The sequence below is a fragment of the Bacillus sp. BPN334 genome (assembly GCF_008368885.1).
Lineage (GTDB): Bacteria > Bacillota > Bacilli > Bacillales > Bacillaceae_G > Bacillus_A > Bacillus_A wiedmannii.
The window spans coordinates 34767-61718 of the sequence record NZ_QOZW01000010.1; the positions used below are offsets into that span (position 1 = coordinate 34767).

Annotated in this window: 27 protein-coding genes, 2 pseudogenes and 3 other annotated features; of the genes and pseudogenes, 7 read left to right on the forward strand and 22 right to left on the reverse strand. The window is 36.2% G+C overall.

Going from position 1 to position 26952, the window contains the following annotated elements; genetic code table 11:
* Nucleotides 1–15: 15 nt before the first annotated feature.
* Complete coding sequence (gene pheS, locus DN393_RS15235; RefSeq protein ID WP_000388220.1) at nt 16–1050, reverse strand: phenylalanine--tRNA ligase subunit alpha; 1035 nt, start codon at nt 1048–1050, stop codon at nt 16–18.
* Nucleotides 1051–1093: 43 nt separating this feature from the next.
* Nucleotides 1094–1322: a binding site (T-box leader), on the reverse strand.
* A gap of 48 nt (nt 1323–1370) precedes the next feature.
* Nucleotides 1371–2168 carry a TrmH family RNA methyltransferase gene (locus DN393_RS15240; RefSeq protein ID WP_002096285.1) on the reverse strand — a complete coding sequence of 266 codons (798 nt, stop codon included), beginning with the start codon at nt 2166–2168 and terminating at the stop codon, nt 1371–1373.
* Between the two features lie 82 nt (nt 2169–2250).
* Between DN393_RS15240 and sspI the strand changes: the two genes are divergently transcribed.
* The 4 genes from sspI to DN393_RS15260 all read left to right on the forward strand — a co-directional run bounded on the left by sspI (nt 2251) and on the right by DN393_RS15260 (nt 4972).
* Nucleotides 2251–2460: a small acid-soluble spore protein SspI gene (gene sspI / locus DN393_RS15245; protein ID WP_000009511.1), complete on the forward strand. Its 210-nt coding sequence runs from the start codon at nt 2251–2253 to the stop codon at nt 2458–2460.
* A gap of 179 nt (nt 2461–2639) precedes the next feature.
* Nucleotides 2640–3197, forward strand: a complete 558-nt coding sequence (locus DN393_RS15250) for an HD domain-containing protein (protein ID WP_064474624.1) — start codon at nt 2640–2642, stop codon at nt 3195–3197.
* Nucleotides 3198–3336: 139 nt separating this feature from the next.
* Nucleotides 3337–4050, forward strand: coding sequence for a CPBP family intramembrane glutamic endopeptidase (locus DN393_RS15255; RefSeq protein ID WP_064474623.1), 714 nt, complete (start codon nt 3337–3339; stop codon nt 4048–4050).
* A gap of 247 nt (nt 4051–4297) precedes the next feature.
* Entirely contained in the window at nt 4298–4972 is a 675-nt protein-coding gene (locus tag DN393_RS15260; RefSeq protein WP_064474622.1) for a CPBP family intramembrane glutamic endopeptidase, read from the forward strand.
* 27 nt (nt 4973–4999) lie between these two features.
* Here the strand turns inward: DN393_RS15260 and DN393_RS32415 are convergent.
* Both DN393_RS32415 and DN393_RS15265 read right to left on the reverse strand, forming a co-directional pair.
* Nucleotides 5000–5122: pseudogene (locus DN393_RS32415) on the reverse strand (DUF4179 domain-containing protein); the annotation flags it as partial.
* Nucleotides 5102–5519 (reverse strand): annotated as a pseudogene (locus DN393_RS15265) (sigma-70 family RNA polymerase sigma factor); the annotation flags it as partial. The pseudogenes DN393_RS32415 and DN393_RS15265, both read right to left, overlap by 21 nt.
* A gap of 132 nt (nt 5520–5651) precedes the next feature.
* Here DN393_RS15265 and DN393_RS15275 point away from each other — a divergent pair.
* Both DN393_RS15275 and DN393_RS15280 read left to right on the forward strand, forming a co-directional pair.
* Nucleotides 5652–6023, forward strand: a complete 372-nt coding sequence (locus DN393_RS15275; protein WP_098111473.1) for a DNA-binding protein — start codon at nt 5652–5654, stop codon at nt 6021–6023.
* 38 nt (nt 6024–6061) lie between these two features.
* On the forward strand, nt 6062–6418 hold the full coding sequence (locus DN393_RS15280) for a hypothetical protein (RefSeq protein WP_064474619.1): 357 nt from the start codon (nt 6062–6064) through the stop codon (nt 6416–6418).
* A gap of 20 nt (nt 6419–6438) precedes the next feature.
* Here DN393_RS15280 and DN393_RS15285 read toward each other — a convergent pair whose 3' ends face one another.
* Nucleotides 6439–8238, reverse strand: a complete 1800-nt coding sequence (locus tag DN393_RS15285) for a DHA2 family efflux MFS transporter permease subunit (protein ID WP_000094767.1) — start codon at nt 8236–8238, stop codon at nt 6439–6441.
* Between the two features lie 12 nt (nt 8239–8250).
* Nucleotides 8251–8904 (reverse strand): HlyD family secretion protein, encoded by a 654-nt coding sequence (locus DN393_RS15290; protein WP_001071413.1) that lies wholly within the window; start codon nt 8902–8904, stop codon nt 8251–8253.
* A gap of 297 nt (nt 8905–9201) precedes the next feature.
* Between DN393_RS15290 and DN393_RS15295 the strand changes: the two genes are divergently transcribed.
* Entirely contained in the window at nt 9202–9819 is a 618-nt protein-coding gene (locus DN393_RS15295; protein WP_000023655.1) for a TetR/AcrR family transcriptional regulator, read from the forward strand.
* A 40-nt stretch (nt 9820–9859) separates the two neighbouring features.
* Here DN393_RS15295 and DN393_RS15300 read toward each other — a convergent pair whose 3' ends face one another.
* From DN393_RS15300 to polA, 16 genes are all read right to left on the reverse strand, one after another.
* On the reverse strand, nt 9860–10945 hold the full coding sequence (locus tag DN393_RS15300; protein ID WP_064474618.1) for a M42 family metallopeptidase: 1086 nt from the start codon (nt 10943–10945) through the stop codon (nt 9860–9862).
* 69 nt (nt 10946–11014) lie between these two features.
* Nucleotides 11015–11506, reverse strand: coding sequence for a dUTP diphosphatase (locus tag DN393_RS15305; protein ID WP_000365057.1), 492 nt, complete (start codon nt 11504–11506; stop codon nt 11015–11017).
* A 470-nt stretch (nt 11507–11976) separates the two neighbouring features.
* Nucleotides 11977–12333 carry a 50S ribosomal protein L20 gene (gene rplT, locus DN393_RS15310; RefSeq protein WP_001138364.1) on the reverse strand — a complete coding sequence of 119 codons (357 nt, stop codon included), beginning with the start codon at nt 12331–12333 and terminating at the stop codon, nt 11977–11979.
* 37 nt (nt 12334–12370) lie between these two features.
* Nucleotides 12371–12571, reverse strand: coding sequence for a 50S ribosomal protein L35 (rpmI, locus tag DN393_RS15315; RefSeq protein ID WP_001125946.1), 201 nt, complete (start codon nt 12569–12571; stop codon nt 12371–12373).
* A 21-nt stretch (nt 12572–12592) separates the two neighbouring features.
* Entirely contained in the window at nt 12593–13096 is a 504-nt protein-coding gene (infC, locus tag DN393_RS15320; RefSeq protein WP_000973214.1) for a translation initiation factor IF-3, read from the reverse strand.
* Nucleotides 13097–13158: 62 nt separating this feature from the next.
* Nucleotides 13159–13279, reverse strand: a sequence feature (ribosomal protein L20 leader region).
* A 210-nt stretch (nt 13280–13489) separates the two neighbouring features.
* Entirely contained in the window at nt 13490–15427 is a 1938-nt protein-coding gene (thrS, locus tag DN393_RS15325; RefSeq protein WP_000786074.1) for a threonine--tRNA ligase, read from the reverse strand.
* Between the two features lie 47 nt (nt 15428–15474).
* Nucleotides 15475–15704 (reverse strand) — a binding site (T-box leader).
* A 31-nt stretch (nt 15705–15735) separates the two neighbouring features.
* Entirely contained in the window at nt 15736–16617 is an 882-nt protein-coding gene (ytxC, locus tag DN393_RS15330) for a putative sporulation protein YtxC (RefSeq protein WP_048562147.1), read from the reverse strand.
* 276 nt (nt 16618–16893) lie between these two features.
* A complete protein-coding gene (dnaI, locus tag DN393_RS15335; RefSeq protein ID WP_000400114.1) occupies nt 16894–17832 on the reverse strand; it encodes a primosomal protein DnaI in 939 nt (312 codons plus the stop codon).
* 33 nt (nt 17833–17865) lie between these two features.
* Nucleotides 17866–19272 carry a replication initiation and membrane attachment family protein gene (locus DN393_RS15340; RefSeq protein ID WP_064474615.1) on the reverse strand — a complete coding sequence of 469 codons (1407 nt, stop codon included), beginning with the start codon at nt 19270–19272 and terminating at the stop codon, nt 17866–17868.
* A 152-nt stretch (nt 19273–19424) separates the two neighbouring features.
* The gene (gene nrdR / locus DN393_RS15345) at nt 19425–19886 is read right to left on the reverse strand and encodes a transcriptional regulator NrdR (protein WP_001203687.1); all 462 of its coding nucleotides are present in this window, start codon (nt 19884–19886) and stop codon (nt 19425–19427) included.
* A gap of 285 nt (nt 19887–20171) precedes the next feature.
* On the reverse strand, nt 20172–20555 hold the full coding sequence (gene speD / locus DN393_RS15350; protein ID WP_002003660.1) for an adenosylmethionine decarboxylase: 384 nt from the start codon (nt 20553–20555) through the stop codon (nt 20172–20174).
* Nucleotides 20556–20942: 387 nt separating this feature from the next.
* Nucleotides 20943–21971, reverse strand: a complete 1029-nt coding sequence (locus DN393_RS15360) for a glyceraldehyde-3-phosphate dehydrogenase (protein ID WP_000198978.1) — start codon at nt 21969–21971, stop codon at nt 20943–20945.
* Nucleotides 21972–22080: 109 nt separating this feature from the next.
* Nucleotides 22081–22683 (reverse strand): dephospho-CoA kinase, encoded by a 603-nt coding sequence (gene coaE, locus DN393_RS15365; RefSeq protein ID WP_064474613.1) that lies wholly within the window; start codon nt 22681–22683, stop codon nt 22081–22083.
* A 53-nt stretch (nt 22684–22736) separates the two neighbouring features.
* The gene (ytaF, locus tag DN393_RS15370; RefSeq protein ID WP_000281739.1) at nt 22737–23369 is read right to left on the reverse strand and encodes a sporulation membrane protein YtaF; all 633 of its coding nucleotides are present in this window, start codon (nt 23367–23369) and stop codon (nt 22737–22739) included.
* A gap of 72 nt (nt 23370–23441) precedes the next feature.
* On the reverse strand, nt 23442–24272 hold the full coding sequence (gene mutM, locus DN393_RS15375) for a DNA-formamidopyrimidine glycosylase (protein ID WP_149173671.1): 831 nt from the start codon (nt 24270–24272) through the stop codon (nt 23442–23444).
* Between the two features lie 12 nt (nt 24273–24284).
* Entirely contained in the window at nt 24285–26918 is a 2634-nt protein-coding gene (gene polA / locus DN393_RS15380; protein WP_142289400.1) for a DNA polymerase I, read from the reverse strand.
* Nucleotides 26919–26952: the final 34 nt, after the last annotated feature.

A 26952-nucleotide genomic window follows, 5' to 3' on the forward strand; every position in this document is an offset into this window, starting at 1 on the left:
TATCCTCTCCTTCCCTTACGCTCGTTTGAATTGTTGTAAGAAACGTACATCATTTGTATAGAAATGACGAATGTCATCTACGCCGTATTTCAACATTGCGATACGCTCTGCGCCCATACCGAATGCGAAACCTTGATATTCTTTTGAATCATAACCAGCCATTTCAAGTACGTTCGGATGAACCATACCTGCGCCTAAAATTTCGATCCAGCCAGTTCCTTTACAAGTGCCGCAACCTTTGCCGTGACACATCATACAAGAAATATCCATCTCTACAGATGGCTCTGTGAATGGGAAGAAACTTGGACGAAGACGGATTTCACGATCTTCACCGAACATCTTTTTCACGAATACTTGCAGTGTACCTTTTAAGTCACTCATGCGAATGTTTTTATCAATTACAAGACCTTCAATTTGCATGAACTGGTGTGAATGCGTCGCATCATCGTCATCGCGGCGATACACTTTACCAGGACAAATAATTTTAATTGGGCCTTTTTCTTTATTATTTTCCATCGTACGTGCTTGCACAGAAGATGTATGTGTACGTAGTAACGTTTCTTCTGTAATGTAGAATGTATCTTGCATATCACGCGCTGGGTGATCTTTCGGTAAGTTTAATGCTTCGAAGTTGTAGTAGTCTTTTTCTACTTCTGTTCCTTCAGCTACTTCATAACCCATACCGATGAATACATCTTCAATTTGTTCAACAACAGCTGTTAACGGATGGTGACAACCTGTTTCAACAGGACGACCTGGTAGTGTAACATCAATTGTTTCCGTAGCTAATTTCGCTTCAATTACTGCTTTTTCTAAGTTACCAATTTTGTCTTCTAAACGCGTTTGGATCGCTTCACGTACTTCATTTACTAATGCTCCCATACGTGGACGCTCTTCTGCTGATAATTTTCCCATGCCGCGTAATACTTCTGTAATTGGACCTTTTTTACCTAAATACGCTACGCGTACGTCGTTTAAGCCCTTTAGCTCTTTCGCTTCTTCAATAAGCTCTAACGCTTTTTGCTTTAGCTCTTTTAAACGTGCTTCCATTTGGAACCCTCCTAATTTTAAAAATAAAAAAACCTCGCTCCCAAAAAGGGACGAGGTAAATTCGCGGTACCACCCTAAATTGACAGACCAGGTCTGCCCACTCATTAGTTATAACGATCAATTCTGACCGGAACGCCTTTACATATATATGGTCCTGGCGTCAACTCCAGAGGTGAATTCACTTCCGTCTACCATAAGAATACTTTCAGTCTAAGGCATTCTCTCCCTTTATGGCGATTTTGTAAGTTACTCTTCTCTATCAACGTTTTTCGTTATTTAACTTTTAATATAATATACTTCAACTTATTATAAGAAGTTTTTTATTTGTTCGCAACTGGGCTTTGCAAATAATACGTTAAAATCCCTGCTGCAACCGCAACATTTAATGATTCTGCCCCGCCGTAAATCGGAATATACAAGTTTTGATCACTTTTTGCAAGAATTTCTTCGCTTACGCCACTTCCTTCATTTCCTACAATTAATGCAAAACTACCAGCTGGTGTTACTTCACCATATGGAACTCCATTTTCAAGAGCGGTTCCATATACAGGAACGTTATTTTCTTTTAACTTGTCTACCCACTCTTCTAAGTTCCCTTTTACAACTGGTAAATGGAAAATAGAACCTTGTGTAGAACGAAGCACTTTACTATTATATGCATCAACGCATCCTTCTCCAAGCACAACAGCATGAATACCAGCTGCATCAGCTGTACGAATAATTGTCCCTAAGTTGCCCGGGTCTTGAAGACCATCTAATAAAAGAAACTTTCCATCTGCAAGAGCTACTTCACTCTCGTGTTTCTCACAAACAGCAAATACCCCTTGCGTCGTTTCTGTTTCACGGAGTACTTTTACGATTGCTTCAGGTACGATATACATTTCCACATCATTAACTGTCCAATCTTTCGGAAGATCTGTCTGATCAGAAACGATAAGTTCTGTTACAACTCCTGCTTTTAAAGCTTCTTCCACTAAGTGGAATCCTTCTACAAAAAATAAACCCTTTTTATCGCGCTCTTTTTTCGTCTGCAGCTTTTTCCACTGCTTCACACGCGGATTTTGCACTGAATCAATGTTTTTCATAATATGTATTTCCCTCTCTTCTTGTCTTATCATTATAGCCTATTTTTCATACATATTTACATAAAAAAGAACAAAAACTAACGTCAGTTTCAATTCTGAAGAAGAGGTGAAGATAATGAGTTTTAATTTACGCGGCGCTGTATTAGCGAATGTATCTGGAAATTCACAAGATCAATTACAAGAAACGATTGTCGATGCAATTCAAAGCGGTGAAGAAAAAATGCTTCCAGGTCTTGGCGTTTTATTCGAAGTCATTTGGAAAAATGCTGATGAAAATGAAAAACACGAAATGTTAGGAACACTGGAGCAAGGATTAAAAAAATAAACAATAAAAGGTCACCTTAGAAAAAAAACTAAGGTGACCTTTTATGTCTATAAAATTTTTCTTCTCCTAAACATTTCTACTTTACTAACGCTACCCAGATGGAGTACAATGTTCAAAATACATTTAAACCGATCGATTTTTCTTCATATACATCATTAGATAAAAGGAGTGAATGTTTTATGCAACGTATTACGCTTGAACAAGTTTTTAAACATCACATTACACAAAAATATGTAAACCGTTCTGGAATGGTCCACGCGATCGCTGTCGCTTACCATGCGTTTCACTTAGCGAAAAAGCATCATGCCTCAGTCGATGCTGCAACAAAAGCTGGTTTCCTTCATGATATCGGACATCACACATGGTACAGTGAGGGAGCATGGGATTATGACTTGTATAAAAAGAATGATATACATGCGATTAAAGGTGCAGAAAGAGCTCATAAATTGCTTATTAGATTAGGAGAACATCCGAAACTAGCAAAAGAAATTTCTATCGCGATTCTTCTTCATACAGATTCTTTCTTAGTACAGCAAGAAATTGAAAGAACATCTCTTCAAAACATTATTAAATGGGCAGACGAAGCAGATGAAGAACCGGGCGGAGCGCACCATTATAGAACAATTTCTTATGAAAAAGCACTTAAAGCAATTCAGCAGTTAGATCGATTGGTAGAGCGTGAATTACAAATAGAGCAATCGAAATCGAACAATAAAGCAGAACATAGTTATCAATGAGAAAGAGGAATCACTATAGGGTGATACCTCTTTTATTATTTTACGAAAAATACACCTTTATATGTAATATTTGGATATTACACTCAAAAACAAAATACTTTATAATTAAATATACAAATATAAAGAGGTGATTTTATAAATGCAACCCGCTACACAACTTTCTAATGAACAGAAATATTCTATGTCATGGGGACAATTTATTAGCTCCGTTTTATTCGCTTTTTTCGGAACCGGACTTATTACTGTGTTCCTAGCAATGCCCTTAACAATTTATACAGCAGGTCTTACAGATAAAAAACAAATTGCCCTGTATGAATCTATCGTAAACACTGCAAGTATCGTATTACAACTAGCCGTGTTGTTATTCTTCATTTTCAAATTCGAACCCGCAAAAAAATTACTACTACAATCTTTTAACTTTAAAGTACTTAAAGAATGGCGTACATACGTATACTTACTTCTTTTCTTCGCTATAAACATTTTAATCAATTACATCTTGTTAAATTATATGTTCCAAGACGCAACAAAGCAGCAATCTTCCGCACTTAACTTAGACGTTTTTAAGCAGTATCAAATATTATTACTTCTCGGCTTCGCAATACTCACACCAATTTTTGAAGAACTTATTTTCCGTGGCTTTATGCTTCGCTTCTTCTCTGAGCGATTTCCATTTTGGATTGCAGCCATCATAACAAGTTTCTTCTTCGGTATCGCTCATACATACTCACTTGGAGTCATGGTAATTACTTTCTTCATGGGATTATTAATGGCTATTTTATGTAAAAAAACAAAATCCATTATTCCAGCTATGTTATTTCATATTATGAATAATATGTTGGCATTTTTGAGCTAAAAAGAGGTATCATCACGATACCTCTTTTTACTCTTTTATCACAACTTCAAACTCTTCCGTGTGCACAGAACATCAATGTAAAATCATTACTGTCTGTAAATATTAGCTTCAAAATATCATTTTTACTACACTGATGACTTTTTTGTATAAATATTCTATAATCTTTATATATAACTATGAAATAAGCAAGGATAGGTGATTCACTATTATACAAGCCACGCAACTAACTTACCCACAAAAACACCCTATGTCACTCTCACAATTTCTATTTTCACTCGTTTTTGCGATTTGGGGAACAGGATTTCTAGCCGATCTCTTTATAGGCCTTCCTACCGTTATTTATACAGAAGGTTTAACCGATCCAAAACAAATTGCTTTAACAAAATCACTTACTACTTTTGGGAGGCATTTATTTGTATTGTGCATTTTATTAATTTTAATTTATGCATATAAGCCATTAAGAAATTTAATTGTCCCGACACTAAACTTTACAGCATTAAAAAAAGTAAGCACATACATCTATATCATTCTTTTTTATGGACTACATATCGTTAATGATATATTTATAATTAATAATATTTTTCCTAATGCGGTAAAAGAGCAGTCATCCGCTTTAGACCTAGAAATGTTAAAACAATACAAACTATTATTGCTAATAGGTGGCGCTATACTTGTACCTATTTTTGAAGAACTTATAGTCCGCGGTATTATTCTTCACTTCCTACAACAGCGCTTCCCATTTTGGATTGCAGCGTTTGGGTCTAGCTTCCTCTTCGCAATAGGTCATATATACTCAGCTGGTGTGATGTTTAGTATGTTCATCATGGGTCTATTTATGGCCATTTTATGTAAAAAAACAAAATCCATTATTCCAGCTATATTACTTCATATTATGAATAATATGTTAGCCTTTTTAGGATAAAAAGAGGTATCATCGCGATACCTCTTTTCACTCTTTTATCACAACTTCAAACTCTTCTTCCGTTAACACTTTTCGATAATTCGTTTTCTTTTCTCCCTCTTCACCAGAAGTTAGGACAGGCGTCAGAACAATTTTCTTTACACTATCTTCTTCCACGTAATGCTTCATAAAGATTTCTTTATCATTCTTCTTTAAATGATCTAATATATGTTGCATATCATTACTAATTTCATTTTTAGTCGTATCGGTATGCATCGCTATTTCAACTATTTTGATCTAACCCTTTTTCATTTACTGTTTTCGCATATTTCCTCGCATAATCGATAGATTTATATTTTGTAATAGCTGCAATCCAGTTTTTTAAAGTATTTTTCTCCTCATCATACTTTTCAATATGATTCCAAATTGCCAATAACACATCATCCATACATTCCTCTTGTACATCTTGAAACGAAGCTAAATGCTTCTGAATAATACTTTTTATAAGTCCACCGTACTGGTCGATAATAAAGTATAATGCTTTTTCATTCCTTTTCCTTAGCTGCATTGCAACGTTCTCTATATCTATTAATTCGTATCATCACTTCTCATTTCTATCAATTTATACATATTCATTAATAATATCCAAAATAAACCTCATGTAGTAAAATATAACTGATTACATAGAAGGAGACTATATATGTTGAGCTTACTTTGGGTTGTTTATATGCCACTTCTTGTTTTATGCGGATTTTTTGGTGGTATTTTTTTAATTGTTACTAGCATGAAACATCGTAAATTATTTGTTGGTTTAATGGGGCTACTTAGCTTCTCCTTTGTCACACTACCTTTTGTTTTTTTTGGCATGGGAGTGGATAGCAATGCAATCCTCCCTATTTCAACTACTTTATATTGGATACTATTTTCTTTAACTGGATTATTAGCAGGGGGAAGTGGAGTCCAAGCCAAAATTAAAAGTATACGTAATATGGGATTCATTATTTTTACCGCTGGAATATTAGGGGTTATTTTCTGGGTACTCGTGTCTGTAGGTGATTCATTCTATATATAATATTTTTTAGAAACCCATAAATCGGAGGTAATACAGGAGTGTTCGGAATATTAACTTGGATGATTTTAGCTCTTACTTTGATGTTATGCGAGCTCATCGTCGGCATTTTTTTAATTATTGCTGGCATGAAACACCGTAAATTACTTACTCTTATCGCAGGTTTAATTAGCATATTACTTATCGTTGTTCCTATCATTTGTATAGGTTCTGGAATAGATTTAGAGGGGATGGTTCCAATTTCGGGAACTTTATATTGGTGTTTCTTCTCTTTAGCTGGACTATTAGCTATTATAAGTGGAAGACAAATATCAAGTATTCGTGCTATGGGGACAATTTTGTTTATAACAGGGCTGTGCTCCGTAACTGGTTATCATTTTTTATATCTCACTCTTTAACAAGACAAAAAGCAGGGAAATTAATTCCCTGCTTTTCTATTTGGTTTATTGCCTGACGGTAAGAAGAACGATAACACCCAAGCAATACCAGCTAATATTGTCGCAATTAAGAAGGCATCGTTAATACCGTTAATTGCAGATAGCTTTGAAATTTGTCCAAATAATAGTTGCGTGCTCATCGCATCTCCTGCTTGCGCTGATCCGGCAATCGCTGCTAAACTTTGGCCCATACCGTGTACTTTATCAACTAAAATTGGGTTTGACGTTGTTAACATGTTGCCGTAATCTGCTACGTGAGCAGTCGTTTGCTGCGTCATAAGTGTAATTAATATCGCTGTTCCAATTGAACCAGCTACTTGTCTTGACGTATTTTGCGTTGCTGTACCGTGAGAAATTAATTTCATCGGCAGTGCGTTCATACCTGCTGTCATAATTGGCATCATAATGAATGACATACCAATTGAACGTATAATATAATCCGTCATAATAACGCTATACGGTGTATCCATCGATAACGTTGTGAATTCATATGTCGCAAACGTTGTAATGGCTAAACCGACAATTGCTAACGGACGAATACCATACTTATCAAATAGTTTACCTGCAATAGGTCCCATGATCCCCATAATTAATGATCCTGGAAGTAGTAATAAACCTGATTCTATCGGTGTGAAACCGCGAATGTTTTGCAGATATACTGGAAGCAATAACATACCTCCGAATAATGCCATCGTAACAATTGCATTAATTACTAAAGTAAAAGTAAATACTGGGTATTTAAACACTTGTAAATCAAGCATTTTATTGTCCGTTGTTAGCTCTCTCCAAATAAATACCGCAATACCTACTACACCAATGATAAGTGAAATAACAACCTCTGCACTAGTCCAGCTATTATTTCCTGCTTCACTAAATCCATACAATAAGCTACCTAGTCCAATACTTGAACTAACAACACCGAATACATCTAACTTCGTTTTAGATACCGGCTGAGCTAGTGTAAAGAATTTTAAAGATAGGAACGTAATAATTAAACCAATTACAAACATTCCGTAGAACATTAAGTTCCAGCTATAGTTTTCAATCACCCAACCTGTTACAGTTGGTCCAATAGCTGGTGCTAAAATCATCGCTACACCTAGTAATCCCATCGCTGCTCCGCGCTTATGAGGCGGGAATAATGTCATGAAAATATTCATACCAACCGGCATTAAAATACCTGCACCCACCGCCTGAATAACGCGGCCCGTCATCATCATTGTAAAGTTTCCTGAAATAGCACAAATGATAGATCCTACCGTGAAGAATAACATTGCCGCTACGAATAATTTACGATACGTAAATCGTGAAACTAAAAAGGCACTAATCGGTACTAAAATACCATTTACAAGCATGAAACCTGTAATTAACCATTGTGCTGTTGAAGTTGATACGTTAAATTCATTCATTAATGGAGGCAATGCAACATTAATAATTGTTTGGTTTAAAATAGAAACGAACATGCCGAGAATTAATACAGCTACAACTGCTTTTACGTTCACATTTTCTACAGGCGTAGACATTTGTTTTTTTGGCACTTCTTTTTCTTGTTTTACTTCTTCTTGCTTTCCTGTTTCTAACTCAACTACATTAGAAATTTCTGCTTCTTGCTTTCGTTCAATTTCTTTCTCTTCTGTTTCTACCTTACTTACTTCTATTTTATTTACGGCTGGGACTTGTTCTTCTCCCACATTCGTTTTTTTCTTTCGTAAAAGACGATTTACAAGGAAGAAGACGATTATACAAAATAGTGCATATCCTGCAATTGCAATTGAGGACATCTCATCTCCCCCTTACTTATGAATACGAACTGACACATTCATTCCAGGAACAATATTTACTGATTTACTATGATCTAAAGAAATTTTAACTGGTACTACTTGTGTTACTTTCGTATAGTTCGCTGTTGCGTTGCTTGATGGTAACATAGAGAATGTATTCGCTGTTGTTAATCCAACTTGCTCTACTTTTCCTGATAACGTTGTATCTGGGTATGCATCTACATACACATCTACATCTTGACCTTTTTGTACATCGTCAACATCTGTTTCTTCAATGTTTGCTGTTACCCATAAATTGTTCATATCAAATGCGTAAGCAATTGGGCTACCTGCTCCAACGAAAGCATTTGTCGTCGCGTTTGATTGTACAACTGTTGCATTTTGCGGAATTGTTACGTCTACTGTTTGTTCTCCATTTGCTGCCGCTACAGTAACAGCACCTAATTTGTCATTCTCGTTGTAGTTCTTTCCTACTTCAGCTTTCCAGTCAGTTAATTTACCTGCTACTGGTGATGCAATTGGAATTACTTTTCCATCAATTTTTGCATTTTCTGTTTTTAAATAATTTTCCGCTTGATTGTAATAGTAATAACCGCCAATACCGCCGCCAACTAGTACAATTAATGTGATAATGTTAATAATCACCATTCTTCGAAACTGATTCATTGCATTCCTCTCCTTATATCGCATATAATTTTTTTCTAAACTATTTACGTCCTTATTGTTTAGACTGTTTAATTGTTAATTATATTAACTTTTAAACAAAAAAATCACACCATCTGCGGTGTAAATCGAAATTTATCTACCTGCGAGCGGTGCTGATTTCTGAAGGACTATCGTTTATAATTATAAATAATTATTTTGAATCTACAACCGACAATTTACGTATGAAATGTCGCTTAAACAACAATATAATACCTATATGTTGTTTAAGTATAAAAAATTAAACGAGGGGAAGTAAAAATGTCTATTAAAAATACAAATGATCCACGTGTAAAGCGGACGAGACAACTCATACAGGATGCTTTTGTCGCTTTAGTAGGCGAAAAAGGATTTGATGATGTAACTGTTCAACATATTGCAGAACGTGCTCCCGTAAATCGTGCTACGTTTTATAGCCATTACCATGATAAATATGACCTATTAGACAAAAGCATCGAAGAAATGTTAGAGAAATTAACAGAAGTTATTAAGCCGAAAAATAGAAATAAAGAAGAGTTTCAACTTACATTTGATTCACCACATCCGACATTTTTGGCTTTGTTCGAACATATCGCAGAAAATGTGAACTTCTATAACGTTATGCTTGGTGATAAAGCCGCTGGAAACTACTCTTATAAAATGATGAAAACAATACAAACACATTTAACATTAAGCTTGTCTATTTCACAGCCAGATGATAAAGATCTTATGGTTCCTCGTGATATTTTAATTAGTTATGTGACAGGAGCTCATATCGGGATGATTATGTCATGGTTAAAAAGAGGGATGATTTATACCCCGCATTTTATGGCCATGCAATTAACTCGTTTAATTATTTTAGGAGCTCATACTGCTGCAGGATTAGAACGACCTTTTTAAAACATAAAAAAGCGAAGGAGAACCTCCTTCGCTTTTTCTATTAATTAAATGTAATGTTATGTACAGCCTCTTTATCAAGACGTTTAATAACTTCTACAATTAACTTCACTGCATTTTCATAGTCATCACGGTGTAACATTGCCGCATGAGAATGAATGTAGCGCGTTGCAATCGTAATTGCCATAGACGGAATACCATTTACAGCAATATGAATTGCACCTGCATCCGTTCCACCGCCCGCTACTGAATCATATTGATACGGGATTTGTAATTCGTCAGCAACATCAACTACAAAGTCACGTAAACCTGTATGTCCAATAACAGAAGCATCATATAAAATGATCTGTGGTCCATCACCCATTTTACTTTGCGCTTCTTTTGCCGTTACACCTGGTGTGTCACCAGCGATACCAACATCTACTGCGAATGCGATATCTGGTTTAATATAGTTCGCAGATGTTTTCGCACCACGAAGACCAACTTCTTCTTGTACAGTCCCTACGCCGTATACAACGTTTGGATGCTTTTCATCTTTTAATTGTTTTAATACGTCAATTGCAATTGCACAACCAATTCGGTTATCCCATGCTTTTGCAAGTAACATTTTTTCATTTTTCATCACTTGGAATTCAAAGTAAGGTACAACTTGATCTCCTGGTCGTACGCCCCACTCCATTGCCTCCTCTTGGCTAGAAGCACCAATATCGATGAACATGTCTTTAATTTCAACTGGTTTTTTACGCGCTTCTGGAGATAAGATGTGCGGTGGTTTTGAACCAATTACACCTGTTACATCTCCTTTACGTGTTACAATTGTCACGCGCTGCGCAAGCATAACTTGTGACCACCAGCCACCAACTGTTTGGAAACGAAGGAAACCTTTGTCATCAATTTGCGTAATCATAAAGCCGACTTCATCTAAATGACCTGCAACCATAATTTTCGGGCCGTTTTCTTCCCCTACTTTTTTCGCAACTAAGCTTCCTAAATTATCAGTAGAAAGTTCGTCCGCAAACGGCTCAATATATTTCTTCATTACTTCGCGTGGTTCACGCTCGTTACCCGCAATACCACGAGCATCTGTTAATTCTTTTAGCATTGTCAATGTCGCGTCTAATTTTGTCATTGCCAACACCCTCCTTTTTCTTCAGTCACTTCATTATACAAAAGGAAATTGAAATATTCAAAAATTAAATCAGTATCCTTGTGTTTGACGCTGATGATTTACTTCATTTTTATCTAAATATGCCTTTTCAATCTCTTCTTGCTCAAACTCTAGCGCTTGTCCAAGTCGAAGATAGCTTGTAAATAATTCAATATAGTTCGTAATAGATGGTTGATCTGTAAAACGAATTACTTTCGCATATGTGTCTAAGAAAATTTCTACTTGTGTTTTATTCGTTTGTGCACATTTATAGAATAGGAAGTTTTTATCAATACCTAAATCAATTCCGATTGATAAGATAAAATGCAATCCATCTACGTATTCTTCTAATATTACTTCACGTTCTGATGCTGGTTTGTTGCTCCAATATTTAAAACAACGTGTTTCATTTGCAAGTTCTCCAATTTCTACAAGAAGAGCTAACATTTTTTCTTTTAACAACTTTTTCGGTTGTAAATCATGCTCTTTCACAATACGGTCATCTAATTCTTTTTGTAATTTAAATAGTTGTAGTAAGTCCATTCTATTGTCCTCCTCCAACATCGCATTTTACGCAACAATGTTGTTTCATCTCAAAGTTCATTATTATTTTTCGTTTCTTATTAATAAGTCAGCCATTTACCTCTTTACAAAATAGCTTGTCCTTAATTTACAAATACGTTTCAATCATCACTATTAGATTGTTCACTCCGATTGGTGATAGTTAATCATTATCCGGGGATTGTCTACTGATAAAAAATTTATTTTATCTGATGAAAGTTCCATATCATCTTTCCATTATAGCAGTGTCGTTTCAGGTAGGAAAGATACTCTTCTTTCCAAAGGGGGATAATTGAAAAAAGCCAGGAGAATTCTCCTGGCTTCATATATATATTCTTCTATATCGCTATAGCTTTTATATTGATTTTGTCATATCGATAACGACATACTTCTCTTTGCATACAAATAAAAAAACCTTAGAAGAAAAATCTTCTAAGGTTTCAACTAATTAATTAGTTAATGTTGTTTTTTGCAACTGTTGCTAATTCAGCGAAAGCTTTTTCGTCATGAACAGCTAAGTCAGCAAGCATCTTGCGGTTAACTTCGATGCCAGCATTTTTAAGACCGTGCATTAAGCGGCTGTAAGAAAGACCATTCATACGAGCTGCTGCGTTGATACGTGTAATCCATAATTTACGGAAGTCACGTTTCTTTTGACGACGGTCACGGAATGCATACATTAGAGATTTCATAACCTGTTGGTTAGCAACCTTGAATAATGTACTCTTAGAACCGTAGTAACCTTTTGCTAATTTTATAACTTTTTTACGACGTTGACGAGTAACTGTACCACCTTTTACTCTTGGCATAATATTACCTCCTAATTGTTCTATATATCAGCCGAACTTATTTTAAGTTGTCAAGCATTTGACGAATGCGTTTGAAGTCACCAGCGCTTACTACACCAGCTTTACGTAGTTTACGTTTAGCTTTTGTAGATTTGTTAGCGAATAAATGGCTTGTGTAAGCGTGAGAACGTTTCAGTTTACCTGATCCAGTCTTTTTGAAACGCTTTGCAGAGCCGCGATGAGTTTTTTGTTTAGGCATAGGTATTTCCTCCTCTATCTATTACTTATCGTTTTTCGGTGCTAAAACTAAGAACATACTACGTCCTTCCATTTTAGGCTTAGATTCAATTGTACTAACTTCAGCACAAGCTTCTGAGAAGCGATCTAAAACACGTTGACCGATTTCTTTATGAGTAATGGCACGTCCTTTAAAGCGAATTGACGCTTTAACCTTGTCGCCTTTCTCTAAAAACTTGATAGCATTACGAAGTTTTGTGTTAAAGTCATGTTCATCAATTGTTGGACTTAAACGAACTTCTTTCATGCTAATTACTTTTTGATTTTTGCGCTGTTCTTTTTCTTTCTTCTGTTGCTCAAAGCGGAATTTACCGTAGTCCATAATGCGGCATACTGGCGGTTTCGCATTTGGAGCAACTAATACTAAATCAAGATTAAGATTTGCAGCTAAGTCTAAAGCGTCATTACGAGACTTGATTCCAAGTTGATCGCCATTTGCACCAACTAAACGTACTTCACGTGCACGAATTTGCTCGTTAATCATCATATCCTTGCTAATAGTAAGCCACCTCCAAGGTTTTTTCAGAACATCTTTTGTAGTCATAGAACCCGACAAAAAAAGTGCGGGCATACGACACCCACACTTGTAAATTCTTAAGTAAGAAATACATTTACCTGTAAACTGCGAATGCGTCCATCAGGTGAGAAGCGGGTGCTTCTACTTGTTCCACAAAACAATATTCTATTATCCTTGATGAGTTTATCATAGGACATGACGTCTGTCAAGAAGACGCAATGTTTTTTACTAACAACAAGAAATATTGTAACAAACAACTAACATACTTGCAATACTTTTTTATGATAAGTATAGTTTGGTTATTTTTTCTAGTTTTTCTTTTTTATAATACATACGAAAGCCGCGGTATACCGCGGCTCTGTCTTATCGTTTTCCTTCTACTTTAATCATATCAACAAAAGCATCTAATGCAATTGTTTCTGATTTTTGTTCACCATATTTACGTACGTTTACGCCGTTTTCAGTTACTTCATTGTCACCTACTACAAGCATGTACGGGATTTTTTGCATTTGTGCTTCACGGATTTTGTAACCAATTTTCTCTTCACGAGTATCTAATTCAACACGGATACCAGCACGACGTAATTCATCTTGTACTTTCTTCGCATAGTCTAAATGTACTTGCGGAGAAACTGGAATTACTTGCGCTTGAACTGGAGCTAACCAAGTTGGGAATGCACCTTTGTATTCTTCAATTAAGAAGGCTACGAAACGTTCCATAGTTGATACAACACCACGGTGAATTACAACTGGACGATGTTGTTTACCGTCTTCACCAACGTAAGATAATTCAAAGCGTTCTGGAAGTAAGAAGTCTAATTGTACAGTTGAAAGTGTTTCGTCTTTTCCAAGAGCAGTACGAACTTGAACGTCAAGTTTTGGACCGTAGAATGCCGCTTCACCTTCAGCTTCATAGTAATCAAGACCCATTTCATCCATAGCTTCTTTTAACATACCTTGTGCTTTTTCCCACATCTCATCATCAGCATAGTACTTTTTAGTATCAGCTGGGTCACGATAAGATAGACGGAATGAATAGTTCTCTAAACCGAAATCTTTGTACACTTCTAGAGTTAAGTTTACAACACGTTTTAACTCTTCTTTAATTTGATCTGGGCGAACGAAAATGTGCGCATCATTTAAAGTCATTCCACGTACACGTTGTAATCCAGATAATGCTCCAGACATTTCATAGCGGTGCATTGTTCCAAGTTCCGCAATACGGATTGGTAATTCACGGTAGCTGTGAATATCATTTTTATAAACCATCATGTGGTGAGGGCAGTTCATCGGACGAAGTACTAACTCTTCATTATCCATTTCCATTGATGGGAACATACCATCACGGTAGTGATTCCAGTGACCAGAAGTTTCATAAAGCTCTCTGCTTCCTAGTACTGGAGTGTATACGTGATCATAGCCTAAGCTTGCTTCTTTATCAACGATGTAACGCTCGATAATGCGGCGGATAGTTGCACCTTTTGGTAACCAAAGTGGTAAACCTTGTCCTACTTTTTGGCTATTAGTAAATAGTTTTAATTCTTTACCTAATTTACGGTGATCGCGCTCTTTCGCTTCTTCAAGCATACGTAAGTGCTCATCTAATTCTGCTTTCTTAACGAATGCAGTACCGTAAATACGTTGTAGCATTTTATTATTGCTATCGCCGCGCCAGTAAGCACCCGCAACGCTTAATAATTTAAATACTTTAATTTTCCCTGTAGATGGAAGGTGAACACCACGGCAAAGGTCGAAGAATTCGCCTTGTTCATAGATTGAAATAACTGCATCTTCTGGAAGATCGTTAATTAAATCTAATTTTAACTCATCGCCGATTTCTTCAAAGCGACGAAGTGCTTCTGCACGTGGTACTTCATGACGAACGATTTCTAAGTTTTCGTTCACGATTTTTTGCATTTCTTTTTCGATTTTCTTGAAGTCTTCAACTGTAATTGCTTCTTCCATATCAATATCGTAGTAGAAGCCATTTTCAATTACTGGACCAATACCAAGCTCAAGCTTAGCATCTTTATATAAACGTTTTAACGCTTGTGCTAATAGGTGGGCTGTTGAATGGCGTAAAATATATAAGCCATCTTCAGAATCTAATGTAATAATAGAAACTGCACCATCTTCTTCGATTGGTGTAACAAGATCGATCATCTCATCGTTTAATTTTCCAGCCACAGCTTTTTTCTTTAAGCCTGGGCTAATAGAAGCTGCGATTTCTTCAGTTGTTACGCCTTTTGGAAACTCCTTCACAGCTCCATCAGGGAAAGTAATTTTAACTACATCTGCCATCACTGGTCACTCCTCTTTTTTTCAAAATAAAAAACACTCATCCCGTAAAAAGGGACGAGTGTTGAATTCGTGGTTCCACCCTTGTTCCAATTAACATTATTGTTAATTGCTCAAGTTCAACATAACGGTGTTGTCCGTTAGCAATTACTAGAAAAAAACGTTCACTGCTAAAGTTTAGAGGTGGTAAGTAATAATCCCGTACTAGGAAGCTCACACCCTAAGGCTTCCCTCTCTGAAAATCGTAGAAAACTACTCATGTCCTCATCATGACATTTCAATATATTTCATTTATGTAGGTAATTATATGCTCAAAAACTTAGAAAATCAAGGGCGTTACCTTTATTTTTTAAATTTTTCACATTGCGCTCAAACTCATGTAATCCATGTAATTGGACCCGTTCTTGAAATACATTTCGCAAAGTAATAATCATATTATGGTCTTGTTCTTTCGTATATAAATAAATTTTTTTCGGCGAAATAGAAAGAAGTGGTGCAATTACTTTCGTATCAATATATACATCCTTTTGCTTTAATAATTCCTCATCTATATATTGGACCAATTTCTCCTGTTTTAAACGTCTACCTTTATCGTCATAGAAAATAAAGCTTTCATCAAAAATAAGATGCACACAGGACAAACGTGATTTTCGGCTACGTACTTGTTGCCTTAGCGTCTCAATAAACATTTGATATTCTTGTTCCAACTTATACTCATCAATCGACACTTCAGCAAGCTTAGCTACCATTTCCCTATATGTACGAAGGCGAAAACGAACATATGATGAAAACGAGAACGAAAGCGGATCACAAAGCCAGTTATTTAAAGAAGATTTAATATATGATTCAAATGTGTGACGTGTTAATTCTCGAGCAATCTCTTTTCTTCTTCCCTTTAAAATCTCTTGTGCCATATGCAATATTTGATGACACTCTTCCTCTTCTTCATAAAAAAACTTCTCTTTTAAGATTGTATAAATCCACTCATTTTGCTTTACATTCACAATGAAATATACCATTACTGGCAATAAAATCTTTTCAATATAATTCGATTCACATACTGGTATGTGAATCACCACTTTTTGTTCCTGTAAATACACACTCGTTTCCTTATATAACAGTTCCGCTCTTTTCAATAGTTGTCTATATACATGCATAGCATCATTTTTTTCTTCGAAGCAAATTTCAATCACTTTTGTCCCCCCTTTTATCCCTGCTCTAAAGGATTGTATCTATACGTTACAAATCCTATAAGAGTCCGTCCCGTGGAAGTTCACTCTTAGTAGAATTACATTTCCTATCGTTAGAAAATCCACTCAATACGGCTTGCTAATTTTATATATATTAAGGGAGGGAGAAAAAAATGATACAAGCTACAATGAATTTTCTATAAGAAGTTTTTCGTTTTGCAATTCACCTAGTCTGAAAAGTGTTCAAAACAAAAAAGAGCAAGCTTTTCAGCTTACTCTTTACTTATGACGTCGGTTTTTTCCGCCAATCGGAATTGGCTTCGCTAAATATTTAATTCGTTCCATAATACGTGCTGCTTTCATTTGTTCTGCTTCACCACGCTGTGTATACGTTAAATGATGTTCCAATTCCTTGAAATCAAAGTTAGACGTAAAGAACGTCGGTAAGTTTTCTAACATACGGAATTGCAAAATTGCACCAAGCACATCGTCACGCACAAAGCTTGACATCGCTTCTGCTCCGATATCATCTAGCATTAAAACTTGTACGCGTTTCACCGCATCAATCTTTTCCCCAATCGAATTATCTTGAATCGAACTTTTAATTTCACGTAAAAATTCAGGGAAGTATACGAGCATCGAACTTATTTTCTTTTGAGCAAGCTCATTCGCCATTGCTCCTAACAAATACGTTTTCCCTACACCAAATTTACCGTACAAATATAAACCTTGTACTTTTTTACCAGGTTCATATGTACTTAAAAATTCATTGGCTGCACCAATTGCATCAATACGCGCATCTAAATCTGAAGGATCTAAGTTTTCCATCGTTGCCTGTAAAATGTCAGTTGGCATATATACACTTTGAACGAGTTTTTCATATTTCTTTCTCTCGTCATATGCTACTTTTCTAACGCAACGATCGTATTGAATATCAATCATCTTCCCTTGGATAACGAGCTTTGGCTCATATCCTTGCAGCATGTTTTTACACGAACCTAGATCCGGACAATCTGCGCAACCTACACTTTGTCCAATATATTCGTATAACTTCACAAGGCTGCGCTCAATCATAGAAGTTGTTACTTCACCTTGATGTTCGTCTATAAATTCTTTCACACGCGGATGTGCCATTACTTCCGCCTTTAATACTTCATATCTATTTTTAAAATTTTTATTTTCCATTAACTTTGCAAATGAATTTTGAATATGCTCCATTTTCTCACCTCAAAGAGCGTTCATTCTCTTCTATTAATCACGCTTATATTTTTTTAACACTTCTTCTAGTCGTTTTCGTTCATCATCTAACGTACTTGCATCTTTTTTCTTACTTACATCTTTCTTCACTGTTTCTTTCTCTTGTTCTTTCGGCTCTTCTTTCAGCCAATCTGGTACCATTTCTTTTCTTATCGTTTTCTTCGACGTACGGCCTTTTTTCTTCGTCTCAGCCCATTCTTGATATTGACGATTCTCTTCTTTCGCTAACGCCATTGCTTCAGCTACTGTACCGACCTTTTTACGTGCCCAATGCCCAGCAATTTTCTCCACATACGTTTTCGCAAGCTTCATATCTGAGCGTAGCATAACGTAATAAATAAGTACATTCACAACACCTGGCGTTAATTTTTGATTGATCATTACATCTTCAACGATCTGCAAGTCAGCCTTTGTCGCCTCTGCACCACCAGAGATTTCTTTTAATAGTTGTTTTGGTGAGATTTCCTCTAGCTGTTTGATTAACATCTCTTCTTGCGTAGAAGGCTCTTTTCCTTCCATCATACGTGCAGCGTGAGGTTGTACTCTTTCACTTAATACAGGTAACGCTTGACCGTTTTCGAACTGATACCAATCACGTGCTCCTTTTCTAAGCCTTTCGATATCAATTGTCTGCATCTCTGTCACCGTACCAAGAACGATATTTTGCATCGATAACACATCTACATCGTACACGTAAGCAAGTGTAATGACACATTCTCGCACTTGATCTGTAATCGCCTTTTTAGGGACAAGAGCGGACAAGCCATCTACAAATAAGGAGAAATCAAAGAAATCATTCCAAACTTTTGGAGAGTCTCCCTTCTCGTTACTTGGCATAGCTGTCGTTTTTGGAATACGAAGATCTTCTTGCGCATGCTCAAGCTGTCCTGGATTAAACGAACCAAACACATCATTGAAAGAACGCGTAACATTTTCATAAGAAGCAAAATCAAATTCTTCTTCTAAGAAATATTGCTTTACTTGATTATATTTTGTCCGACTCAATCGATTGTATAAAAAGATGCTTAACACAATATCATCAAAAAACTGCTTCGGAGATAAAGGTGGTTGCAATTCGTATATAAACATTCGAATATCTTTTTCTTTCTTAATATATACCTTCAAAAGCCCAATTGCTTCTAACTTTACTCGTTCCTCATATATTTCGGGAAGCTGCATTTGCATGGTCACCATAAGGGAATGGTGTGTATTCTCTTTTCCAAACACACGATCTTGCTCTAACTCTCCCCATAGTGTCATGTACAAGCTAAAAGCTCTACTACCTATTAACGGCTGATACAACATCGTTAACACTTTTCGGTCGTAATTATGCAGTAACCCTTTCGCACTTACTTTATAACGATCAATTGGCAATAGCTCCATCCATGACTGTTTTTCCATTCTTGCTTTTCCTTTCTCTCATCCAATCTATCCTCTACTTCATTCGTTCTATCTTCATTATATAATTTCTTAGCGAAAAAGAGCTATTAGCTTTCGCTTCTAGCTCTCTTATCTCATTACTTACGGTATGTAAAGAGAATAAAATACAACTTCTACTCTCTTTCTTTTTGCAGTATATCTTTTAATTCTTCAATAAATACATTTAAATCTTTAAATTGGCGATATACAGAAGCAAAACGCACGTAAGCAACATCATCAATATCACGCAGTTCTTCCATAACAATTTCACCAATCATATCACTTTTCACTTCTGATATACCTAAATTACGAAGTTCACGTTCCACACTTTGAGTTACTTCTTCTAATTGTCTTAAAGATACTGGTCTTTTTTCGCACGCTTTAATTAAGCCGCGCAAAATCTTTTCTTTATTAAACTCTTCTCGTGTGCCTTCTTTTTTTACAACGATAAGAGGTGACTCTTCTACTCTTTCAAATGTCGTAAAGCGACTTAAACAACTTTCACACTCTCTCCTTCTTCGAATAGAGCGCCCCTCGTCTACCGGACGCGAATCTAACACTCTTGTACCATTATGCGAACAGGATGGACAACGCAATATATTCACTCCTTTACACTATACTCTTTATTTTTTCTCTACTTACTTCATCTGACAATATATATACAATATTATATAACTCATTCTAACTCTCTTACCACTTTAAGTTTAAGCACATTATTTTATCATCTCGTTTTCAAAAATAAGATGGTAGATGGGGTGCTAACTTATTCGTAAGAGCTCAATTTATCTCACTAACGAGTACGTTATATTTTTCCTTTTTTATAAACTAAAAAAGAGGTGCATTATACACCTCTTTACATTTTAAATCAATTATGTTCTTTTTTAAAGAGCTTTTGTTTCTCTCTGCTTAATTTCGAAGCTACCAGTGCCTCGAGGAAGCTCGATGCTCTCACGCGTTTTCGCGTTTAAACCTTCTGCAATATATTCTGCAGCAACATTTGGATCAATACGATCCCCACAAGTATAAACATCAATACTTGCGTAACCGTGCTCCGGAAAGCTATGAATTGTTAAATGTGATTCCGAGATAATTACTACTCCACTTACACCTTGTGGTGCAAATTTATGGAAAGCAACCTCACGCACTTCAGCACCAGCTCTCAGTGCTGCATCCACAAATAATTGTTCAATATACGGCATGTCATTAAGCTTGTCGAAATCGCAATCCCAAAGTTCAGCGATTACGTGACGACCCATCGTATCCATAGTATCCATTCTACAGTTCCCCCTTGTAAATTTATTCTAACTGTTCGAATTGAAAACTAATTTGCAATTTGGCTTGCTCCACTACCACGGGGGAAAGTTAGTCCAGAGAGGTCCTAACCCTTTAAGTAGTGACTACGTACCTCAGCTCTTAAGTTTACGAGTGTTAGTATACTTTGTTTATTTTCATTTTGCAACAACAGTTTTTTCGATTTTCTGTCATATTTTCCTCTTTACTTTTCCCTAAAAAAAATAAACGATTCACAAATACAGTAATTACAACGTTTCGTGGTATGTCCACTTTCGAAAATATACTTATATAATTTTTTTCCTTTTCAGAAAAAAATAAAAAAAGAGGGCAAATATTCACTTGCCCTCTCCCTTATTTACTTAAATATGTTGCACATTTTTTTGTTTCGCTAATTCGTCAACAACTAACGTTACAAGATCTACAACACGACGAGAGTAGCCCCACTCGTTATCATACCAAGCAAGTACTTTCACTTTACGATCACCCATTACCATTGTAGATAAACCATCAATAATAGCTGAGTGTGTATTTGTATTAAAGTCAATAGATACTAAAGGCTCTTCGCTGAATTCTACAATGCCTTTTAACGCACCGTTTGCAACAGTTTTGAATGCTTCATTAATAGCTTCAACTGTCACATCACGCTTTACATCTACTACTAAGTCAACAAGAGACACGTTTGGCGTTGGTACACGAAGTGCCATACCATGAAGTTTTCCGTTTAAGTGCGGAAGAACTTTTGCAAGCGCTTTCGCAGCACCTGTCGTTGTCGGAATGATCGATTGTCCGCAAGCACGTGCTCTTCTTAAATCTTTATGTGGGTTATCAATATTTTTTTGGTCATTTGTATAAGCATGAACAGTTGTCATTAAACCGTTTTCAATTCCAAACTGCTCATCTAACACCTTAACAACAGGCGCTAAACAGTTTGTTGTGCAAGATGCATTTGAAATAACAGTATGTTTTGTAATATCTAGTTGGTCTTCGTTCACACCAACTACAATTGTTACATCTTCATTCTTACCAGGCGCTGTTAAAATAACTTTTTTCGCTCCAGCTTCAACATGAAGAATTGCTTTTTCTTTTGAATTAAATTTACCAGTTGCTTCAATTACAACTTCAACACCTAAATCTGTCCAAGGCAATTCCTTTGGATCGCGGTTGTTTAAAAGGCGAATCATTTTTCCATCAACTAATAAGTGATCTTCAAATGCTTCTACTGTTCCGTCAAACTTGCCGTGAACTGTATCATATTTAATTAAATGTGCTAACGTTTCAGATGGATAGCTTGCATTGATTGCTACAATTTCGAATGCGCTTTCTTTTATTGCCTGACGAAATACCATTCTCCCAATACGTCCAAATCCATTAATTGCCACACGAGTCATAATATGTTATCCCCCTTGAATGCGTTATACTATTTATCTCCAATCCCAATAATAGTATAACACAAAAAGGGGATATGTCACTAAGCATTTTCATTAATTTCACAATTTTTTAGTCAATAATGTTCCAATTCTTTAAAATCACCTGTAATTGTGTTTTCGTTCCCATAATTGTGCCATCATTATTTATCACTTCATCTGCATTTTTCACTTTTTCTTCTAACGGCATTTGAGATTGAATACGAGCTGTTGCTTCTTCTTCTGAAAAATTATTTCGTTTCATTAAACGTTTTAATTGTGTATGTGGCTTAACCGCTACAACTAAAACGCGGTCCACGAGACTTGTTAATTTACTTTCAAATAAGAGAGGTATATCTAACACAACCGCTTGCATACCTTCCTTTATGTACTTTTCCTTTTGTGTATTCATTTCCTCACGCACTGCAGGATGAACAATTTTATTTAACTGCAATCGTTTTTCTTCATTATAGAAAACGACACTTCCTAATTTCGCCCGATCCAATTCTCCATCTTCTTGTAATACTTCCGTTCCAAACACTTCTACTATTTTGTTATATGCTGGTTTTCCTCGCTCTACAACTTCTCTTGCAATAATATCCGCATCAATAACTGGTATACTCAGTTCACGAAACATTTGAGACACTGTACTTTTTCCACTTGCAATGCCTCCCGTTAATCCAATTACTACTGTCATCATAATCCTCCTCACAATATAAAAGGCGCGAAACTAATGTTCCACGCCCATACTTACATTTTCCAAATTCCAATAATAATGAGTAATACCCCAGGCAGGAATGTAAATTTTTGTAACCATTTCATATTCGATAAAACCGTTCCAAGTTTCATTCCAATAAATAAAAACAAAGAACTCATAACCGCAACCAATATTGCCATCATAGCGGGCGCATACCCTAATAAAGATGCACCAATTCCAGCACCGAACGAATCTATAGAAAGAGCGATACCAAGAAGTAACGCTTCTCCTGCAGAAATGGTGCCTGATTTATCAAAATCTGCAACAGTCGGTTTCCGTAAAATTTGAATCACTAGCCCGAGCGAAGCAATTTCTAATTTCCAAACCTTCTCCTCTTGCTTTGGTTCTTCTTTTTTCTCACTTCGAAAAAATTGGTATAATACCCAAATTCCTATTCCAATAAGAACAAGCCCACCGATACGCGTTGCGATAACAGGTGAAAATATTTTCGCGATCATATGTCCAATTCCCATTGAAACAAGCATAACAGCCGCTGAACACATTCCGATAATTATAATTGATCTTAGTGGAATTCTTACGCTTCTTAAACCATATGTTAGCCCTACACTACAGCTATCTAAGCTTAATGTAAAAGCTAATAAAATAAGAGATAAATAAAGGTACATCGGTAAGCTCCTCCCTTATACATAGCCCTGCTGTATGTATATGACAAATGCCTATCCGATGTTATCTCTTTTCTATATTCTCGGCTGACAAATCGGGCAGTAATGCGTTCCTCTTCCGCCAACAACTGTTTTTTCTAATATCGTACCGCAAGTCACACATGGTTCTCCTTTTTTTCCGTATACATTTAGAAGTTCTTGGAATGAGCCAATTTGCCCTTGCGAATTCATATACGTTCGAATTGTACTTCCGCCTCGCTTCACTGCTTCACCTAACGTTGTAACAGTCGCCTCGTAAATTCGTTCAATTTCTTCTGCTGTTAAAGACGAAGCTTCTCGTTCCGGATGAATTTGAGAACGGAATAAAACTTCATCTACATATATATTTCCAAGCCCTACTAAAAGACGCTGGTCTAATAATACGACTTTTATTTTACGATTGGTCTTTTGCAATCTTTCTTGTAAATACTGCGGTGTCAATTCACCATCAAACGGCTCCGGACCTAAATCAGCAAGAGGCATTTGATTCAATTCTTCACCTTTCTTAAAGAGATGCATCGTACCAAACTTCCTCACATCTTTATAATGTAGTTCAGTTCCGTCTGTAAATAAGAAACGGACGTGTGTATGCTTATCAATTGGCTCGTCCTCTTGATGCAGTAAAAACTTACCTTCCATACGCAAATGTGAAACAATAACATAATTCGTTACATATAAAAGCAAAAACTTTCCTCTTCGCTTTATATTTTCAATCTTTTCGCCTCTTAGCATTTCTTTAAAGATTTCTGCATCATCCGGACGTTTTACTATTTTTGGATAGGTAACAATAACATCTTCAATTGTTTTTCCTGTCACAAGATTTTCAAGTGTCCGTCTGACGTTTTCAACCTCTGGTAATTCAGGCATTTCATCACTTCCTTATTTTGCGTCGTACCAAGTTGGACCGTAAGAATAATCAACTTTCAGCGGAACTGCGAGTTCAATTGCATGCTCCATTACTTCTGGTACAAGCTTCTCTAATTTTTCAATTTCTTCTTTTGGCGCTTCAAATATCAATTCATCGTGTACTTGCAGAAGTAGACGCGCCTGTAATCCTTCTTCTTCTAGACGGTCTGCCATAATAATCATCGCTTTTTTAATAATATCTGCTGCAGTCCCTTGAATTGGTGTATTCATAGCCGTACGCTCAGCAAAGCTACGTAAATTGAAATTACGACTCGTAATTTCCGGAATATAACGGCGGCGATTTAATAATGTAGCCACATATCCTTTTTGTTTCGCATCTTTTACGATGTCACTCATGTATTCTTGTACACCAGGGAAACTTTCTAAATACTTTTCAATAAATTCCGCTGCTGCTTTTCTTGTAATTCCTAAGTTTTGTGAAAGACCATAATCACTAATACCATACACAATTCCGAAATTAACAGCTTTCGCTTGTCGTCTCATATTCGAAGTTACTTCATCTTTTTCAACGCCAAATACATCCATCGCTGTTTTCGTATGAATATCCATATCATGTTGGAACGCTTCAACTAGCCCTTTATCATTTGCAATATGAGCTAATACGCGAAGTTCAATTTGTGAATAATCTGCCGCGTACATAATCCATCCTTCTTCTGATGGAACAAATGCCTGACGAATCTTTCTTCCTTCTTCTAATCGAATCGGGATATTTTGCAAGTTCGGATCCGTTGAACTTAATCGACCTGTTTGCGTTAATACTTGATTGAAACGAGTATGGATTTTAGATGAATCTTCATGTACAACTTTTAATAAACCTTCAATATAAGTTGAATTTAGTTTCCCTAATTGACGATAATGTAAAATGTTTGGAATGATTTCATGGCGATCCATAAGCTTTTCTAGTACATCAGCTGATGTAGAATAGCCTGTTTTCGTCTTTTTAATAACTGGTAAGTTTAAGTTCTCAAACAGAATAACACCAAGCTGCTTCGGTGAATTAATATTAAATTCTGTTCCCGCAAGCTTATAAATTTCCTGTTCCATTTCCTTTAATCTACCTGCAAGTTCTTCTCCCATATTACGAAGACGCTCCGTATCAACTTTTACACCTTTTACTTCCATATCAGCTAATACACGCGCAAGTGGTAATTCTAACTCTGTAAACAGTTCATATTGCTCATTCTTTTGTAACTCTTCTACGAATGTTTGCTTTACATCATATAATACGTGCACTTTACGTGCTACATGCTCCGCTACTACTTCTAGCTCTGGAACAGCACGCTTCGCACCTTTTCCGTAAACTTCTTCATCAGATTTCACAGCATGTGTTTCTTTCATTTTTGCTACAGTACGGAAATCTTTATCCGTATCAGCCGGGTCAAGTAAATAAGCAGCGATTAATAGATCAAAGTCAATCCCTTGCATATCTATCCCGTTCCATTTAAGTGCAACGATTGCGCGCTTCGCATCAAAGGTATACTTTCTCATTTCTCCATCTGCAAGCCACTCTTTAAAAGCGTCTGACTTAAGAGCAATGTCTGTTTGAATAAAGTAACAGCCATTTTCATTTTGAATACCAAAACCTTGAATGTCCGCTCTATGATAGTTATCTTCTTGTACTTCAACGATAAGCGCACTATCTTGCTGAAGCATTTCTTCTGTAACTTCTTCCACAATATCAAATGTAATATCATCTAATTCAGCTGGAGTCGTTTCTTCTGGCGTAACACCTAATTTATTTAAAAGGGATGTAAATCCTAAATTCTCGAACATTGGAATGACATCACTTGCTTCATACCCTTTATACTCCATATCATCCACATGCACTGTAATCGGTGCATCTGTAATAATAGTTGCAAGATCTTTACTCATAAGAGCTTGATCTTTATTTGCTTCTAGCTTTTCTTTTAATTTCTTCCCGCTTACTTGATCTATATTTTCATACACTGCCTCGACCGTTTCAAACTGTGTTAACAATTTAATCGCAGTTTTTTCGCCAACTCCTGGTACACCTGGAATATTATCTGACTGGTCTCCCATTAAACCTTTCATATCGATAATTTGCTTTGGTGATAAGCTGTATTTCTCAAATAAAGCTTCTTTCGTATATTCATCCACTTCTGTAATCCCTTTGCGAGGAATACATACGAGTGTATTATCTGAAACAAGTTGCAGTAAGTCTTTATCTCCTGAAATAACTTTTACATGAAACCCTTGTTCACTCGCTTCTTTCGCTAACGTTCCCATAATGTCATCCGCTTCATAATTTTCTAATTCATAACGCGGTACGTTGAATGCATCAAGCATCTCACGAATAAACGGGAATTGCTCTGATAATTCAGGTGGAGTCTTTTGACGTCCTCCTTTATACTCACTATACGTTTTATGACGGAATGTCGTTTTACCCGCATCAAACGCTACTAACATATGCGTTGGTTTTTCTTCCTCTAATATTCTCATTAACATCATTGTAAAACCGTAAATTGCGTTCGTATGTATACCTTTGTCGTTATTTAAAAGCGGTAGTGCAAAGAAAGCACGATACGCGATATTATTACCATCTACTAATACGACCTTTTTTTCCAAACCAGAAACCTCCCCATACAAATTTGAAATGATT

Excerpts from the sequence above, each read along its gene's own strand:
- pheS (WP_000388220.1), bottom strand. The coding sequence starts at position 1,050 with ATGGAAGCACGTTTAAAAGAGCTAAAGCAAAAAGCGTTAGAGCTTATT.
- DN393_RS15240 (WP_002096285.1), bottom strand. The coding sequence starts at position 2,168 with ATGATAAGACAAGAAGAGAGGGAAATACATATTATGAAAAACATTGAT.
- sspI (WP_000009511.1), top strand. The coding sequence starts at position 2,251 with ATGAGTTTTAATTTACGCGGCGCTGTATTAGCGAATGTATCTGGAAAT.
- DN393_RS15250 (WP_064474624.1), top strand. The coding sequence starts at position 2,640 with ATGCAACGTATTACGCTTGAACAAGTTTTTAAACATCACATTACACAA.
- DN393_RS15255 (WP_064474623.1), top strand. The coding sequence starts at position 3,337 with ATGCAACCCGCTACACAACTTTCTAATGAACAGAAATATTCTATGTCA.
- DN393_RS15260 (WP_064474622.1), top strand. The coding sequence starts at position 4,298 with ATGTCACTCTCACAATTTCTATTTTCACTCGTTTTTGCGATTTGGGGA.
- DN393_RS15275 (WP_098111473.1), top strand. The coding sequence starts at position 5,652 with ATGTTGAGCTTACTTTGGGTTGTTTATATGCCACTTCTTGTTTTATGC.
- DN393_RS15285 (WP_000094767.1), bottom strand. The coding sequence starts at position 8,238 with ATGTCCTCAATTGCAATTGCAGGATATGCACTATTTTGTATAATCGTC.
- DN393_RS15290 (WP_001071413.1), bottom strand. The coding sequence starts at position 8,904 with ATGAATCAGTTTCGAAGAATGGTGATTATTAACATTATCACATTAATT.
- DN393_RS15295 (WP_000023655.1), top strand. The coding sequence starts at position 9,202 with ATGTCTATTAAAAATACAAATGATCCACGTGTAAAGCGGACGAGACAA.
- DN393_RS15300 (WP_064474618.1), bottom strand. The coding sequence starts at position 10,945 with ATGACAAAATTAGACGCGACATTGACAATGCTAAAAGAATTAACAGAT.
- DN393_RS15305 (WP_000365057.1), bottom strand. The coding sequence starts at position 11,506 with ATGGACTTACTACAACTATTTAAATTACAAAAAGAATTAGATGACCGT.
- rplT (WP_001138364.1), bottom strand. The coding sequence starts at position 12,333 with ATGCCAAGAGTAAAAGGTGGTACAGTTACTCGTCAACGTCGTAAAAAA.
- rpmI (WP_001125946.1), bottom strand. The coding sequence starts at position 12,571 with ATGCCTAAACAAAAAACTCATCGCGGCTCTGCAAAGCGTTTCAAAAAG.
- infC (WP_000973214.1), bottom strand. The coding sequence starts at position 13,096 with ATGATGATTAACGAGCAAATTCGTGCACGTGAAGTACGTTTAGTTGGT.
- thrS (WP_000786074.1), bottom strand. The coding sequence starts at position 15,427 with ATGGCAGATGTAGTTAAAATTACTTTCCCTGATGGAGCTGTGAAGGAG.
- dnaI (WP_000400114.1), bottom strand. The coding sequence starts at position 17,832 with ATGGAGCATATTCAAAATTCATTTGCAAAGTTAATGGAAAATAAAAAT.
- DN393_RS15340 (WP_064474615.1), bottom strand. The coding sequence starts at position 19,272 with ATGGAAAAACAGTCATGGATGGAGCTATTGCCAATTGATCGTTATAAA.
- speD (WP_002003660.1), bottom strand. The coding sequence starts at position 20,555 with ATGGATACGATGGGTCGTCACGTAATCGCTGAACTTTGGGATTGCGAT.
- DN393_RS15360 (WP_000198978.1), bottom strand. The coding sequence starts at position 21,971 with ATGACTCGTGTGGCAATTAATGGATTTGGACGTATTGGGAGAATGGTA.
- coaE (WP_064474613.1), bottom strand. The coding sequence starts at position 22,683 with ATGACAGTAGTAATTGGATTAACGGGAGGCATTGCAAGTGGAAAAAGT.
- ytaF (WP_000281739.1), bottom strand. The coding sequence starts at position 23,369 with ATGTACCTTTATTTATCTCTTATTTTATTAGCTTTTACATTAAGCTTA.
- mutM (WP_149173671.1), bottom strand. The coding sequence starts at position 24,272 with ATGCCTGAATTACCAGAGGTTGAAAACGTCAGACGGACACTTGAAAAT.